The organism is Luteococcus sp., assembly GCF_043424415.1.
Classification (GTDB): domain Bacteria; phylum Actinomycetota; class Actinomycetes; order Propionibacteriales; family Propionibacteriaceae; genus Luteococcus.
In genome coordinates this window covers 1-14,286 of the sequence record NZ_JBHWOO010000308.1, presented here as the reverse complement: position 1 = coordinate 14,286, position 14,286 = coordinate 1, and the positions used below count along the sequence as shown (strand labels likewise).

15 protein-coding genes and 2 pseudogenes are annotated in these 14,286 nt (G+C 64.1%); 7 read left to right on the top strand and 10 right to left on the bottom strand.

From position 1 onward, the window contains the following. The first annotated feature begins 162 nt into the window (after positions 1-162). Positions 163-429 carry a hypothetical protein gene (locus ACHFFZ_RS17250; RefSeq protein WP_394277812.1) on the top strand — a complete coding sequence of 89 codons (267 nt, stop codon included), beginning with the start codon at positions 163-165 and terminating at the stop codon, positions 427-429. A gap of 20 nt (positions 430-449) precedes the next feature. On the opposite strand, the gene ACHFFZ_RS17245 is transcribed toward ACHFFZ_RS17250, so the two are convergent. The 7 genes and pseudogenes from ACHFFZ_RS17245 to arsB all read right to left on the bottom strand — a co-directional run bounded on the left by ACHFFZ_RS17245 (position 450) and on the right by arsB (position 6,634). Then, positions 450-1,490 (bottom strand): ArsO family NAD(P)H-dependent flavin-containing monooxygenase, encoded by a 1,041-nt coding sequence (locus ACHFFZ_RS17245; protein WP_394277811.1) that lies wholly within the window; start codon positions 1,488-1,490, stop codon positions 450-452. Continuing rightward, positions 1,477-2,640: an MFS transporter gene (locus tag ACHFFZ_RS17240; protein ID WP_394277810.1), complete on the bottom strand. Its 1,164-nt coding sequence runs from the start codon at positions 2,638-2,640 to the stop codon at positions 1,477-1,479. Before ACHFFZ_RS17240 ends, ACHFFZ_RS17245 begins: the two co-directional genes overlap by 14 nt. 66 nt (positions 2,641-2,706) lie before the next feature. Beyond that, entirely contained in the window at positions 2,707-3,336 is a 630-nt protein-coding gene (locus ACHFFZ_RS17235) for an arsenate reductase ArsC (protein WP_253002073.1), read from the bottom strand. Positions 3,337-3,348: 12 nt separating this feature from the next. Further along, positions 3,349-4,689, bottom strand: coding sequence for an FAD-dependent oxidoreductase (locus ACHFFZ_RS17230; RefSeq protein ID WP_394277809.1), 1,341 nt, complete (start codon positions 4,687-4,689; stop codon positions 3,349-3,351). Further along, entirely contained in the window at positions 4,686-5,105 is a 420-nt protein-coding gene (locus tag ACHFFZ_RS17225) for an arsenate reductase ArsC (protein ID WP_256378867.1), read from the bottom strand. The genes ACHFFZ_RS17230 and ACHFFZ_RS17225 overlap by 4 nt, the downstream gene beginning before the upstream one ends. Before the next feature lie 18 nt (positions 5,106-5,123). Next, positions 5,124-5,510: pseudogene (locus tag ACHFFZ_RS17220) on the bottom strand (low molecular weight phosphatase family protein); the annotation flags it as partial. Then, positions 5,507-6,634, bottom strand: coding sequence for an ACR3 family arsenite efflux transporter (gene arsB / locus ACHFFZ_RS17215; protein WP_394277808.1), 1,128 nt, complete (start codon positions 6,632-6,634; stop codon positions 5,507-5,509). The pseudogene ACHFFZ_RS17220 and the gene arsB, both read right to left, overlap by 4 nt. Before the next feature lie 88 nt (positions 6,635-6,722). Here arsB and ACHFFZ_RS17210 point away from each other — a divergent pair, with 88 nt between their 5' ends. Both ACHFFZ_RS17210 and ACHFFZ_RS17205 read left to right on the top strand, forming a co-directional pair. Further along, a complete protein-coding gene (locus ACHFFZ_RS17210) occupies positions 6,723-7,085 on the top strand; it encodes an ArsR/SmtB family transcription factor (protein WP_394277807.1) in 363 nt (120 codons plus the stop codon). A 537-nt stretch (positions 7,086-7,622) separates the two neighbouring features. Further along, positions 7,623-7,814: pseudogene (locus ACHFFZ_RS17205) on the top strand (PaaI family thioesterase); the annotation flags it as partial. Between the two features lie 308 nt (positions 7,815-8,122). Here the strand turns inward: ACHFFZ_RS17205 and ACHFFZ_RS17200 are convergent. After that, a complete protein-coding gene (locus tag ACHFFZ_RS17200) occupies positions 8,123-8,812 on the bottom strand; it encodes a TetR/AcrR family transcriptional regulator (protein WP_061230162.1) in 690 nt (229 codons plus the stop codon). A gap of 117 nt (positions 8,813-8,929) precedes the next feature. On the opposite strand from ACHFFZ_RS17200, the gene ACHFFZ_RS17195 reads away from it, so the two are divergent. Next, positions 8,930-10,507, top strand: coding sequence for an MFS transporter (locus tag ACHFFZ_RS17195; RefSeq protein ID WP_031264631.1), 1,578 nt, complete (start codon positions 8,930-8,932; stop codon positions 10,505-10,507). 143 nt (positions 10,508-10,650) lie between these two features. On the opposite strand, the gene ACHFFZ_RS17190 is transcribed toward ACHFFZ_RS17195, so the two are convergent. Beyond that, on the bottom strand, positions 10,651-11,301 hold the full coding sequence (locus ACHFFZ_RS17190; protein ID WP_394277813.1) for a recombinase family protein: 651 nt from the start codon (positions 11,299-11,301) through the stop codon (positions 10,651-10,653). Positions 11,302-12,313: 1,012 nt separating this feature from the next. Next, positions 12,314-12,526, bottom strand: coding sequence for a hypothetical protein (locus ACHFFZ_RS17185; protein ID WP_394277806.1), 213 nt, complete (start codon positions 12,524-12,526; stop codon positions 12,314-12,316). Positions 12,527-12,663: 137 nt separating this feature from the next. Here ACHFFZ_RS17185 and ACHFFZ_RS17180 point away from each other — a divergent pair, with 137 nt between their 5' ends. From ACHFFZ_RS17180 to ACHFFZ_RS17170, 3 genes are all read left to right on the top strand, one after another. Then, positions 12,664-12,957, top strand: coding sequence for a transposase (locus tag ACHFFZ_RS17180; protein WP_378002180.1), 294 nt, complete (start codon positions 12,664-12,666; stop codon positions 12,955-12,957). Next, a complete protein-coding gene (locus ACHFFZ_RS17175; protein ID WP_378002181.1) occupies positions 12,954-13,838 on the top strand; it encodes an IS3 family transposase in 885 nt (294 codons plus the stop codon). Before ACHFFZ_RS17180 ends, ACHFFZ_RS17175 begins: the two co-directional genes overlap by 4 nt. Before the next feature lie 144 nt (positions 13,839-13,982). Beyond that, a partial coding sequence (locus ACHFFZ_RS17170) for a hypothetical protein (RefSeq protein WP_394277805.1) occupies positions 13,983-14,286 on the top strand: 304 nt, incomplete at its 3' end.

Genomic DNA, 14,286 nt, shown 5'->3' with positions numbered 1-14,286 from the left:
GACTGGGCCACCCGTAAACACGGTTGGAGCACACCGTGGCCCAAAACAGGGCCCGACCAGCCATTATGTTAACGCCGATAACTTATATTCTGTAAAGTTACCCTTGCTGGAACGGTTAACTACCCCTTGACGGTACCCGTGGCGCACGCGGACACTCAGAGCATGGAGACCCCTCGCCTGGTCGAGCTCATCGACGCCCACAAACGCGCCTACGGCGTCGGCGAGTCCGAGCTAGCCCGCCGAATCGGGATCACCCGCCAGAATCTGCACCTATGGCGCACCCGCGGACTGCGCGGCCTGCCAGCCCGAACGACCCTCGACGGCATGGCTACCGAACTGCATCTTCCGTATATCCGGGTTCTCGAGGCGGCCTTGCGCGATGTCGGCTACCTCGACGACACCGACGGATTATCAGGCGTACCGGCATGACCGCCCCTTGGTGGCTGCGCCTATTTCACGGTTCTGCCAACTGATGCGGCGATTCTCCGGGCAGCCTGTTTGGCATAGGGCCCCACACCGGTGATCGTTGCCGCTCCGGGGCCGGTCCAGTCGCCGTAGCCGACCACATGGAGTCCCGGATGCTTTGGTCGACCGTGGTCGAGCAGTCGGCGTATCGGCCCGATCGCGGGGCGAAAACCCGTGCACCAGATCAGGTGCTCGGCGTCGATCTCATCCAGTGAGGTGAACATCGGTGTGGCCTGCAGCCGTCCGGTGTCGCGGGCGCGGCGCACCTCGGGCAGGACGACGATGTCTCCTAAGGCTGAGTCTGTCCCGGGGTCGGGCTCCCCGCGCTGCAGGGCAAGGGCACGTAGTCGGTTGCGGCGAAACAGTACTCGTCCATCGACCTCATCGGGCATCCAGCGTGGTGGCTGACGGGTGTACCAGGTCACCTTGGCGACGCTTGTGAGTTCTGCGGCGATCTGGGCGCCGGAGTTCGCGCCGCCCACGACCGCGACCGTGGTACTTCGAAAGGGAGTGGCACCGGGGTAGTTGGCGGAATGCCACTGCGTGCCGGCGAAGGTTCCTGGGTAGGAGGGAACAAAGGGGGCGGACCACGTCCCGGTGGCCGCGACCACGTTCTCGGTTGTCCACGACTTAGTTCCCGCCCGAACGTGGTAGATGCCGTCCTCGTACGTCACCTCATCGACCGCGACGCGGCGCTGGACCGGAATCCGGTAGCGCTGTTCGTAGGCAGCGAGATAGTCCACGACATGGGAGGCCGGTGGAAACCCGTCATAAGGGGGCATCGGCCAGCCCGGCAGGTTGGAGAACTCGGCGGTGGAGAACAGTCGCAGGGACGGCCATACGTGCAACCATGCCCCGCCGGGGTTGGGTTGATCATCTAGAACGAGGATGTCCACGCCTGCCCGCAGCAGGTAGTAGGCGGTGGCCAGGCCTGCTTGCCCGCCGCCGATGATGATTGCCTCGCAGTGATCTGCGGGGCGGGATGTGGCACAAATGGTGGTCAGCTCCTGTTCACGTTCGGGCACTTAGTGCTGCGGCCATGGTGAGCAGGACTGCCATGACGATCGCCATTGCGGGGTATCCCCCGACGAGGCTGGCCAATAGGGGTCCGGACACGGGCGCGAGTGCAGTGACGGCGGTCATCGGTGCGTTGAATAAGGCGTTGATGGCGCCGAAGTTTTGGGTGCCCCACCGGTCGGAGACGGCGGTGGCCTGAAGAAGGGTGTGGCAGCCGCGGGCCGCGCCCGTGCCGACGGCCAGAGCGATCAGTACCAAGGTCGGGCCGGGAATTGTCGCCAGACCCCACAGGCCGAGTGCGCCGGCGCCGAGGATCACCAGGGTGCGGTGTTGGGGTGTGGTTCTTCGGGTCAGTGATGGGTAGCCGAGCCGGCCGATGACTTGTCCTGCGCCCACCAGTCCGAAGGCCAGTGCTGCGGTCGAGTAGTCGATTCCTCGTTCCAGCAACAGCGGGATGAGGTTGATCGTGACGGCGAACAGCGTGAACGTGGCTACCGTCATCACTACTTGCAGGGTGAGGAATTGGCGGGTTCTGGTGACTTGGCGGATCTCGGTTCGGGACTGCTGCACGGTCGGCTCGCTGCCGGTGCCGGACCAGGTGGAGTTGAGAAAGAAGGCGTGCAGGGGCACAGATACGACGGCGAGGATGCCGGCCATGATGAGGTAGCTGGTGCGCCAACCAAACTGCTCGATCAGGTAGGCAGTGAGCGGGGCAAAGACAGTGGAGGAAAGCCCGGCGACGAGTGTCAGCGTCATCAGGGGGCCGACCCGTCGCGGGCCGTACCAGCGAGTGATGACAGCGAACGCGGGCGGGTACAAGACAGCCGATTGGGCGAACCCCGCCACCAGCCAGGCCAGATAGAACAGGGGCAGGTTGGGCGACCACGCCACCAGTGCCAGCGCGGCCACCCCGATGACCGCTCCGAGGGTCATGACCGTGCGTGGACCGTGGGAATCCAGAACGGAGCCCACTTTCAGGCCCGCGATCGCCGAGACGACCAGCCCGGCCGACAGTGCCCCAGTGATGGCGGTGTCGCTCCAGCCGGTCTCCTGGGAGATCGGTGCGACTGCGGCGGGCAGGGAGTAGAACAATAGGCCCCAACTGGTGGTCTGCGCGATACACAGCGCCGCGAGCCCGCCGCGGGGCCGGTCAGGCATATGCGGTTTCGCAGCTCGTGGAAGCACTGGACCGAACGTAGTGTGTGGCCACTGGGTCGCGGTGTGTTACTTCTGAACCGTGGCCCACCAGGCGCGGACTCGCTCGTCGATGTCGTCGACGATCTGGTTAGCGACCTCGGGGCCCTGACCTGCGGGGTCTGCGAGGTCCCAGTCCAGATAGTTCTTGCCCGGATAGACGGGGCACGCATCGCCGCACCCCATGGTGATGACGTAGTCGGCAGCCCGCACCACGTCGTCCGTCAGCGGCTTCGGGAACGCCCCCGCCATGTCGATTCCGCGAGACTCCAGCGTCTCCACCACGTGGGGGTCGACCTCGCCAGCCGGCAGGGAGCCGGCTGACCGGACCTCGACGCCGCTACCGGCGTAGTGCTTGAGCAGGGCCGCGGCGATCTGGGATCGGCCAGCATTGTGAACACACACGAACAGCACTTGTGGGACGGTCGACTGGATCTTGCCCTGTGACAACGCCAGTGCACGGAGCCTGTCTGAGGCAAAATTTCGGGCCAGCGCCGCGAGATACCGCTTGATCGTCGCCGTGCGAGCCAGCGCGGTGTAGGACTCGAAGACGTACCGCTCTATGGTCTCGGCCGAGAACATGCCCTCGTACGTTCGAGCGAGGTCAGCGGCCGTGCGCTGCAGGACGTGGACGTCCAATTCGGGTGCGTCGATAGTCATGGCGGGGACCTTTCAGCAGCAGGAAGAGGTGGAGGTGGTGGCGCCGAGCGAGATCAGTTGTGGGGTTGCCGGTGCATCGCACGAGCCACCGAGGTCGGTGGAGCAGACTCCGGTCTCGGGCAGGTCGAGGTGCACATCATCGGCGGCGGCCCGGTCACCGGCGAGTGCGGCGGCGATGGAACGGACCTGCTCATATCCGGTGGCCATGAGGAACGTTGGTGCCCGGCCGTAGCTTTTCATTCCCACGATGTAGAAGCCGGTCTCGGGATGCGCCAGCAGGCTCTCGCCGTGCGGTGCCACGCTTCCGCAGGAGTGGAACTCCGGATCGATCAGCGGCCCGAGCTGATACGGAGCGTCCACGGCCGGGTCGAGAGCGAGCCGAAGCTCGGACAGGATGGACAGGTCGGGGCGGAATCCGGTGGCCGGGACGAGTAGGTCCACCTCAAGTCGAGTGGGACCCTGTGGGGTGCTGGCGTGCACGGTCAGATTGTCGGTCTTCGGGGTGAATTCGGTGATGGCGAAGGAGGTGTGGACCTCGATCACACCGGACTCGACAGCTTCGCGCAGGCGGGTGCCGAGCGCTCCGCGGGCCGCCAGCTCGTCGCGGTCCTCGCCTCCGTAGACGCTCGACCCCTCAGGGGTGCGCACCGCCCAGCTGATCCGCGTGGCAGGGTCCTGCTTCGCGAGGTCAACCAGGTCGAGCAGGGTGTTGGCGGCCGAGTGTCCGGCCCCCACGACCAGGACGTGACGTCCGGCGAACCGGTCGCGCTCTGACCCGGTCACGGCCGGAAGCGGCGCGGTGATCAGGCCCTTGTCGATCGCCGCGTTCTCACCGGGTGCGGGTAGACCGGAGCGACCGAGCGGATTGGGCTGGCCCCAGGTTCCGGAGGCGTCGATGACGCTGCGGGCCCGCACATCGGTCACGGCGCCATCAGCGGCCTGGACTCGGACCAGGAACGGGGTCTGCTCGCGGCCCGCCGAGCGGGTCTTGTCGATTCCTTCTCTGGAAACCGCCACCACGCGGGCGCCGGTGCGGATGACATCGTCGCCCAGGAGCTTGGCGAGCGGGGCCAGGTAGTGCTTGATCAGCTCGTGCCCCGTGGGCAGAGCGTCCGGGTCGGGCTCGGTCCAGCCGGTGGGCTCGAGTAGGCGTCGGGCGGCGCTGTCGATGTCGTACTGCCAGGGCGAGAACAGGCGGGTGTGCCCCCACTGCTCGATAGCGGCGCCGATGGTGGCGCCGGCCTCGAGCACTAACGGGGTCAGACCCCGTTCTCGCAGGTGCGCGGCCGTGGCCAGCCCCACGGGGCCGGCGCCGATGACTACTACCGGAAGCTCGTTGAAGTTCGTGCTCATTGGGTGTTCTCCTTCGGTGCCAGTTCGGCGATCAGGGTGGTGATGCGCCGCTTGATGTCGTCGCGGATCGGGCGGACAGCGTCCTTGCCCTGACCGGCTGGATCGGCCAGTTCCCAGTCCTCGTACCGCTTTCCCGGGAAGACCGGGCAGGTGTCTCCGCAGCCCATCGTGATGACCACGTCGGCGGCCTTGACCGCGTCGGTGGTCAGCACCTTCGGTGTGGCGGTGGTGATGTCGATGCCTTCTTCTGCCATCACCTCCACCGCGACGGGATTGAGCTGCTCGGCTGGCTGCGAACCGGCGGAGAGGACCTCGATCCGGTCCCCCGCCAGATGCGAGAGGTAGCCGGCGGCCATCTGGGAACGCCCGGCATTGTGGACACAGACGAACAACACGCATGGCTTGCCATTGGTGATCTCTGCGAGCAGATCGCGTACTCGGTGGTCGATGTCGTCGCGGACCAACCGCATCCGCTCCATCCCCTCGATTCCGCGGGCGGAGGGCTCATCGGTATCCCACACCTCGATCGTGCCCGCCATCCCGTCGACCGGTTCGACCTGGGCTTCCTCTCCCAGAACGATCACGCGATCCACCCGCCGAAGCAGCTCGGAGTCGATGGCCGTGGGTGTCTGGTCGGACATGTCGGCGCCGAGCTCGGCGACCGCTTCCGCGGCTAGGGCGTTGACCGCGGAACCGGGCCGGGTGCCCGCGGAGTGGACCTCGATCGCCTCCCCGGCGTGCAGGCGCATGAGCGCGGCCGCCATCTGGGACTTGCCGCCGTTCTTGACGCACACGAACAACACGCTGGGAGTGCTGGTCATGACCGGGCTCCTTCGGTGTTGCGGGCCGGGTCCGTGCGAGGTGGCGGAAGGGTTGGATCTCCCGGGAACAGTCGGGGGCCAGCCCAGAGCGCGACGTAGACGAGCCCGATCAGAACAGGAACCTCGATCAGCGGGCCGACCACACCCGCCAGGGCCTGGCCCGAGGCGATACCGAAGGTGCCGATCGACACCGCGATCGCGAGTTCGAAGTTGTTGCCCGAGGCGGTGAAGGCGACGCTGGTCGACTTGGCGTAGTTCAGCCCCACCGCCTTGGAGACGAACCAGCTGAAGAAGAACATCAGGACGAAGTACAGCAGTAGCGGCACGGCCATCCGGGCCACGTCCAACGGCTGCGAGGTTATCGCCTCGCCCTGCATCGCGAACAGCAACACGATGGTGAACAGCAACCCGTACAGCGCCCACGGGCCGATCCGGGGAAGGAAGGTCTCCTCGTACCACTGGCGTCCCTTCGCCCTCTCCCCCAACACGCGGGTGAGGAAACCGGCCAGCAGGGGGATGCCGAGGAAGACCAGCACGGAGATCACGATGGACCACACGGAGAACTGCGCCGAGGTGGTCTCCAACCCCAGCCAGGAGGGCAGCAGCTGGAGATAGAACCATCCGAGGGCGCCGAACGCCACGACCTGGAACACCGAGTTGATCGCGACCAGCACCGCGGCGGCCTCCCGGTCCCCGCACGCCAGGTCATTCCAGATGAACACCATCGCGATGCACCGCGCCAGGCCCACGATGATCAACCCGGTACGAAACTCCGGCAGGTCCGGCAGGAAGATCCACGCCAACGCGAACATGAACGCCGGCCCGAGGACCCAGTTCAGGATCAGCGACAACGTGAGGAGCTTCCGGTCGCCGGTCACCCTGTGGGTCTCGTCGTAGCGCACCTTCGCCAGGACCGGATACATCATCACCAGCAGGCCGACCGCGATCGGCACCGAGATGCCGCCGATCTTCACCGAGTCCAAAGCGGCATCCAGGCCCGGGACGAAGCGCCCGAGCAGCAGACCGGCCGCCATGGCCACAAGAATCCATGCGGCCAAGTAGCGGTCGAGAAACGACATCTTCTTGGCGACCGGCGCAACAGCCCGGGCTGTGGTGGTGCTCATTGGCACGAAACTCCCTCATATCGATGAACGTCTATGCTGGAGGCTATGCTCACATATCGGCATGTGTCAATGTATTGTTCGAGGTGAGGTGATCGAGGAAATGACTTCAGCAAACGACGTCCTTCCGGCTCGGACGCAGAACGAGTGCTGCCCCCTGTCGTCAGCTCCGATCACCGCCGAGACCGCAGATCAGATGGCGCGCACGCTCAAAGCACTGGCAGACCCGACACGCCTGCGGCTGCTGTCCCACATCGCCGCGCAAGGCTGCGAGTCGGTGTGTGCGTGCGACTTGCTCGACGTGGTCGACATCAGCCAGCCCACGATCAGCCACCACCTCAAGAAACTCGTCGACGCAGGACTCCTGACCCGAGACCAGCGCGGCAAGTGGGCGCACTACTCAGTCGTGCACGAGACGTTCGTCGACCTACGCCGCTTCCTAGACCTAACCTGAGGCCACCCGGAGCGGTAGCCGGTTTCACCAGTAGGCGATCCAGCCGGAGTCGCTACGCGGACCACGCAGCTGCAGCCCGCGAAAGTGAGTCGCTGCCAGAATGCAGGTGGCTGGATGCCCACCCATCTATGGCACGTACACCACGGCCGATAACCAGACGTTATGACAAGTAAAAGGTGTCGAGGTGTCGATTGTGCGAACTCGACACCTCCCCGAATGGCTCGCAGCTCGTTCGAACTCGGGCTGCGCCTGACCTGCGAGCAGGTGCGCATCGCGCAGATGATCCGAGGTCTGTCCGACATGGCGAACCCGGGCCGCAGACAGTATGCGAACTACTGCTCTGACCTGCGGTCCTTCATCAGGATTCGCATTTCCTGCGACACATTCGCAAATTCTGCGAAGCACATAAAAATCAGCCGGAACCCAAACCCGCCCCCACTCCCAGGGTCGGCGTAAAGGAAGCCGTGCGCCATGGCGTCTTGGCCGGGCCACAGCCGGGAACTCGACACCTCGCAACCCGGCACTTGATCAGTAGGCGTGGTGGGCGCGACTGGACCAGAGAACCCGAATGGACATTTCCTCTCGGTACGGCGTGACGGAGACGGCGTCGTCGCACACCACCAGTTCGACCAGCGTCACGTTGGGGCACCCGGCATTGCACACGGCGGCGCGGTAGCGACCGTGATTGACGACCTATTCGGCTTCTTGCTGTATTCGGTCGGCGAGCTCGCCGTGACGCGCCGTCTCGCGCTCGACTATCTTGCGCCAGCATTACTCGACACCCCGTACATCCTGCGCGTGCAGTTCGGTCTCGCGATGGCCGGAAATTGGACCTTAGGTCCACGATGGAGGATGCAGAGGGCCGGACTGTTATTACTGCCACTGCCCTGTTCATCGCGGTCGAGGTTGAACACTTTTTGCAGTCACAGAGAAACTCGAGGACTTAGGCCAAACTCACCGCCGCGGGAGGCCACCTCCGAGTCGGCGACCTCGGCGGCGAGCGGTCCCACCTATCGAACAACAAGGACCGCCTTGATTCAGCAAGGTCCGCCGACGGCGCCTGGGCGGTTCAGATCGTGGCCGAACTCGGCCGGGATGGGTTTGTCTCCCTGCTTGCGGGCAGCAAGAAAATCATCAACAAGTTGCACGCATCCGTCGTGGTCGACCGTGCAGAGCCCAGTGAGGCGAGCGAACACGACGGGGCCCAGGAGTTGAACAATCGCGAAGGTGGTGTCGATGTTGCCGAGCTGCGCCTGTACGTCAGGCTGTGTGAGGATGTGGTCAAAAGGCTGCCGGTACTCCTCGATGACTCGACTGCGCAGTGAGGTGATCGCGGCCGAATCGGCAGGATCGCCGCCGACTGATCCGATTGACAGCCAAGCCAGAGTCGTAATGTTCAGCGGCGCCTGGTCAATCAGGTCGGCTTGGGCCGTGAGAAGCGCGATGAGTTGGTCTCGTACCGACCCACTGTCGGCAGAGACCTCGACGCGAGGCAACAGCCGCTCGAAGGTCGCCGCAAGCAACTGGGCGGTCCCGCCGAAATGCCGATAGAGCGTGGCCCGCGCAACCTTTGACATTCGAGTGACCGCCTCGACGGTAACCGCCTCTACACCGCCAGTGCTCAGGAGATGCGTGGCAGCGTCGAGCAATCGTTTTCGTGAGCGCAGCAGTCGCGGATCGAGCTGATCGTCGTCCGTAGCGGGCCGGTCAGCACTCCAGTCGTTCACGCTCTCCCCTTCGGCCGACGGTCACTTCTCGTCCAAGCTAACCTGTCCAGCCAGCCGGATACTGTGATACTACTTGTCTCAGACCAAGACCGATCATCTCACAGCAAGGGGCCGGCGATGCACTCACCCCAACAGACCATCACCGAGTCATCCCGGTGGACCCGAGCCGAATGGTGGATGCTCACGGTGTCGTGCCTAGCCGTGGCGTTGGTGGTCGCGGCCATGGCCGCGCTGTATTCGGCATTACCGGAGATTGCGGTAGAGACTGGAGCGACGCAAGCCCAGCTGACCTGGATCGTCGACGGCTACACGCTGGTACTGGCGTGCCTGGTCCTGCCCGCTGGAGCGATCGGTGACCGCTATGGCAGACGCGCAGTTCTCGTAATAGGCCTGGCGATATTCACCATGGCATCCGCACTTCCCCTGCTGCTGTCTGACCCGGCCTGGTTGATCGCTGCGCGAGCGATTGCCGGGGCGGGCGCTGCACTGGTAATGCCCTCGACGCTATCGATTCTGACTGCTGGTTTCGCCGCCGTTCATCGCGGCCGAGCAGTAGGTGTGTGGGCTGGAGTCGCCGGCTCCGGAGCAGTGTTAGGCATCCTCGGCGCCGGGGTGCTGCTTGAGCGCTGGTCGTGGGTGTCGGTATTTGTCGGACTGACCGCAGCGGGAGCCCTACTGGCCGCGCTGGCATGCACGATCGCTGAGTCCAGCCAGCATGATCACCCTCCCGTGGACTGGGTGGGCGCGGCGGCAGCTGCAGTCGCGGTTGCGGGAATCGTATTCGCCACGATCGAGTTTCCCGCGCGGGGCTGGGCCGACCCGATCGTTCTCGCCAGCGCCGGGGCCGGTATGTTGGCGACAGCCTTTTTTATCCTGATTGAGCTGCGATCCTCGGCCCCCTTGTTGGATGTTCGGTTGTTCGCCAAGCGCGGCTTCAGCGCCGGCTCGTTGTCGGTGGCCATCCAATTCTTGGTCACTTTCGGGGTATTCCTACTCCTGGTGCAGTACCTGCAACTGATCCTGGGATACGGACCGCTGGCCTCGGCGTTGGGATTGGTGCCGATGACGGTCCCCCTGATCGTGATCTCGGTGATCGCCCCCCGACTGTCACAGCGATTTGGACTACGAGTGATGACCGTCGCCGGTCTGGCGACCATCGCAGTTGGCCTGATGCTGGTCAGCCGGATGACCGTCGACGCACGTTACCTCGACCTGCTATGGCCGCTGTTGATCATGAGCGCAGGGCTCGGACTATGCACAGCCCCAGCGACCTACGCGATCATCGCCGAAACTCCGGAGAGCAAACACGGGGTCGCCGCCGCAGTCAACGATGCGGCCCGCGAGATCGGCGCTGCGATGGGGATCGCAGTGGCCGGCAGTGTGCTGGCCGCCGGATACACCCGCCACATCCAACCCGCCCTGCCTCAGTTACCCGAACCTGCCCGCGGTCCGGTCTCCGACTCCCTGGCCGCCGCCCTAGAGATCGCCGCACAAGCCGGACCAATGGCGCAACCATTGGTCGACTACGCCAAAGAGGCATTTGTCAACGGCAGCAGTCAGGCCACACTTACGTTGGCAATCCTCACCGCCGCAGCCGCAGTCTTGCTAGCGATCCTTGCCCCGGGCACTGCTCCGCGTGACCACAAGACCACGGCCAGTTCCACAGCACCGGCACACCGGGACAGCGTCGGATAGGTGGCCCGTCCGGCTTCCGGCTGCACTGACTCGTGCCTGGAGAAACTGCGCAAGGTCAGCAAGAACCGCGGTCCCTCCCGAGTGCCGAATCTCGGCGGTCGAGCTGCTGTGGCTAGCGATACCCACCATCTTCAGGGCGGGGGTCAGTGGCTGGTGCGTCCACGCCCGCCCGCTTCAACGCGCTGTAGTGCGCGGTAGAGCGTGGATCGGCCAACTCCGAGATTGCGGGCGATCACTGATGGCCCCTCCCCTTCCTCGATGCGGGCCCGGGCTTTGTCGACCTGCTCGGCGGTCAGGACTCGCTTACGACCCTTGTACTTGCCCTTCGCCTTAGCGATGGCAATGCCCTCGGCCTGACGTTCACGAATGATGGCCCGCTCGAACTCGGCGAACGCCCCGAGCAGCGAAAGCATCAGATCGGCTCGAGGATCTTGGGCGCCGGCGGCGTAGGTAGCCCGTTCATGGACAAACTCCACACTCGCGCCCTTGGCAGTGACCTCACCAACGATCTGCTTGAGATCGACCAGGGAACGAGCGAGTCTGTCCATTGACGCGACCACCAGCTCGTCACCGTCCCGGAGATACCTAATGCACTCTTCGAGCTTCACGCGATCGGCACGCGAGCGAGCGGACTGTTTCTCGACGTAGACCCGGTCGCACTCCCCCACCGCCTCGAGCTGACGCGCCTCGTTCTGATCGGCGGCCGACACCCGCACATACGCCACCCGCTGACCGCGTGGACGCGAGGCCCGGCGAACCGACGTCGGATCCGGCTTTGGCTTCCCCTCGACGATGTTCTCCGAGTCCGTTGACTCCACCCGAAGGCTCCAGTACAACTCGTCTCGGCGACGGAACCGAGTCCGCATCTTCCCGCGGCTGACGATGAGCACCTCCTCGCCACCGTCACCCGAACGGTCAAGCAATGTCCCGATCCGATCAGCCACCAGAAGACCCTTTCGCCGAGCAGATGTATCAATACACCCTAGACCCAACGGGACGACGTTTCATAAATAGCAAAACACACCCTGCGACACAGCGCCGATGGTGTGACCTTCAACTTCGTTTGGCGGGTTCTCGCAGGTTTGGTTGGCGGGTCAGGTGAGCACGGTGACGAGCGTGTAATCGACCCCGTGTCGGCCCTCAGCCACCGTGTCGGTTTCTCACTTGGATGTCGTACGGCCTGCAGGGATCTGTCATCTACGCATTGCGGCGGAGAGAGGCGGGGCTCGCCTGCACGGCTTTAGTCGGGGCGTATCCAACCTCTGCTGATGTGAGCGTGATACGTTCCCGCCACAGGTAACCTCGCGCCCGGTGGCTTCGCCCACCGGTCCGCCTAGTGCGTGGGGCTCATCAATGAATTCCGGAAGCACGGCCCGAGTTATTCAAGTGCTCGTGGGCCATGAAATTTTCGAAGACGGAACTCTCCGCCCGCTTCATGTAGGCGATGTCGTCAGCGTCAGACTCTCTTTGGTCACATCAGCGGTTGCCAGCAGGCCGGGTACGACCACCTACCGCGTCACGGTGCAGCCCAAGTTCGGACAGGCCCCCTGGCAAGAGCGGGACGAGACCCTACGGTGGCCGTTCGAGGTCACCGGTAACGGGTGGACCGCCACGTGGCACCACCACCGCCCGGCTGCCGGTTTGACGCATGTGACCGGTTTCCTCACGCCTAACTTTCACCACTCAGTGCCGGGCCGGCCGGGCGTGGTCACGGGCAGAGTGCGTCGGCTCCAACTTGTCGAGCGCCAAGCCAGGAGAACCGGCAACTCGCACGACTACGTGCCGGGGACCGAACGGCTGACTGACTTAGGTGCGTCGCCGGATCGATACTGGCCGAAGTGGTTCCACTTCGCCGAGCACGGCGAGATAGAAGAAAGCGGCGTCTTGGTCGATCTCGACTTGGACGATGTTGCCGACGATTCGTATCGATTCCAGGCCGGCGATGTCGCAGCGCACGGCGCTGACTTGTGGGTCATGGACGACTCCGCCCCCGTCCTGCTGCACCTGGACCGCTCCCACGCTTCTTCCAGACTGACCGAGTACGTACTGCCGTTGGCATTCGAACCGCCGGTTGAGCCGCCCGGTTTGGACCGTTCCCGTCTTGGTGGACACTCCGAGATGAGCGGTGAGTTCCCCCGAGATGGAGGGAGCGGATTATGGGATCGACTCGTCGGAACTTCACTGCCGAGTACAAGGCCAACGCGGTAAGTTTGGTTATCGATGACGGTCGTGCGATCGCTGAAGTTGCACGCAGTATCGGCGTTCACGAGATGACATTGGGGAAATGGGTGAAGAAGACCCGAGATGAGGGAAACGGCGAGTCTGACCGCCCGTTGAATGAGGACGAGCGGGCGGAACTCGAGCGCCTTCGTGAAGAAGTGAAGCACGCCCGCATGGAGGTGGAGTTCGCAAAAAAAGTAGCGACCTGGTTCGCGAAAGACCCGCGGTGAAATTCGCGGCTATCGCGGACTGGGCTGAATCCGATTCCTATCCGGTCACGTTCATGTGTGCTCAACTCGGCGTCTCGACTTCTGGCTACTACAAGTGGCGTGGCAAGTCGCGCTCAGCTCGCGACCTGCGGGACGACGAGCTGACCACGCTGATCGAGAGCCTCTATGGGCGCCTCAATGGCCGCCCCGGTGTTCGTCGTATGCGTGCGGAGCTTGCCGCCGGCGGCCACCGGGTATCGCACAAGCGGGTGTGGCGCCTGATGAAGGCCGCAGGTCTGGAAGGCCGCCACCCGAAGGCATGGAGGCGCACCACCGTCGCTGGCGACGACCCTGTTGCTGCACCTGACCTCATTGGCCGCGACTTCACGGCGGCAGAGGCGAACACCAAGTGGTGCGGCGATATCACCTACGTGCGGACATGGAACGGCTGGGCGTACTTGGCCACCGTCATCGATCTGCACTCCCGAATGGTCGTCGGATGGGCCGTGGCCGACCACATGCGCACCGACCTGGTCACCGACGCACTGGATATGGCCATCGCTCGCCGGCGACCGCCCGGGAAAGTGATATTTCACAGCGATCGCGGAACTCAATACACGTCCGGAGACTTCGACAAATACTGCACAAAAAACAATATCCGGCGATCACTGGGACGTACTGGAATATGTTTCGACAACGCGGTCGCGGAATCATTCTTCGCGAGCTTCAAGAAGGAACTCGTTCACACTCGCCCGTGGCCCACTCTTAAAGCACTCACAAAGAGCACATTCACTTGGATTGAGGAGTACTACAATAGGGTGAGGCGGCATTCCACACTGGGCTATTTGACACCGGTCGAGTTTGAACTAGGATTCAGAGACATATACGAACTCGCTGCTTAATTTCAGTGGCCACTTTAGCGGGAACACTCCAGTTACGGCGGAAGTCGACAGCTTCATGCCGACAGCGGCGGCTGCTGGATCACATGCCCGGCAGAGATCGTGCGTTGTGACCTAGGCCCTCCGGGTGAGGTGAGTATCCGCCGCGTGACTGAGAACGGAGGAGACTTCACCGTCGACGTCGACGGAAGACTATTCGTGATTACCCAGCCGGACCCGAGCATGCGTAGCCACGACCGATACGGGCACATCCGTTTCGATCCCGAAGAGTTCCCGTTCCGCGAGCTCGTTGGCGACTCGCTCGATCGTGTTGAGGACAGGGAAACGATGGACTTGGCATGGGATGGGCGCAAGCAACGGGGCCGCCAGGTCAAAGCACCCGGCTCTGGTGCAAAGATTGGCGGGAGTCAGTGGGAGGCTGTCGCGCTGCGCCGATCAGGCGGCGGCTGCG

What these genes read in the sequence shown, in the direction of transcription:
- arsB (WP_394277808.1), bottom strand. Translation starts at nt 6,634, where the DNA reads ATGAGCACCACCACAGCCCGGGCTGTTGCGCCGGTCGCCAAGAAGATG.
- ACHFFZ_RS17235 (WP_253002073.1), bottom strand. Translation starts at nt 3,336, where the DNA reads ATGACTATCGACGCACCCGAATTGGACGTCCACGTCCTGCAGCGCACG.
- ACHFFZ_RS17180 (WP_378002180.1), top strand. Translation starts at nt 12,664, where the DNA reads ATGGGATCGACTCGTCGGAACTTCACTGCCGAGTACAAGGCCAACGCG.
- ACHFFZ_RS17240 (WP_394277810.1), bottom strand. Translation starts at nt 2,640, where the DNA reads ATGCCTGACCGGCCCCGCGGCGGGCTCGCGGCGCTGTGTATCGCGCAG.
- ACHFFZ_RS17230 (WP_394277809.1), bottom strand. Translation starts at nt 4,689, where the DNA reads ATGAGCACGAACTTCAACGAGCTTCCGGTAGTAGTCATCGGCGCCGGC.
- ACHFFZ_RS17195 (WP_031264631.1), top strand. Translation starts at nt 8,930, where the DNA reads ATGCACTCACCCCAACAGACCATCACCGAGTCATCCCGGTGGACCCGA.
- ACHFFZ_RS17250 (WP_394277812.1), top strand. Translation starts at nt 163, where the DNA reads ATGGAGACCCCTCGCCTGGTCGAGCTCATCGACGCCCACAAACGCGCC.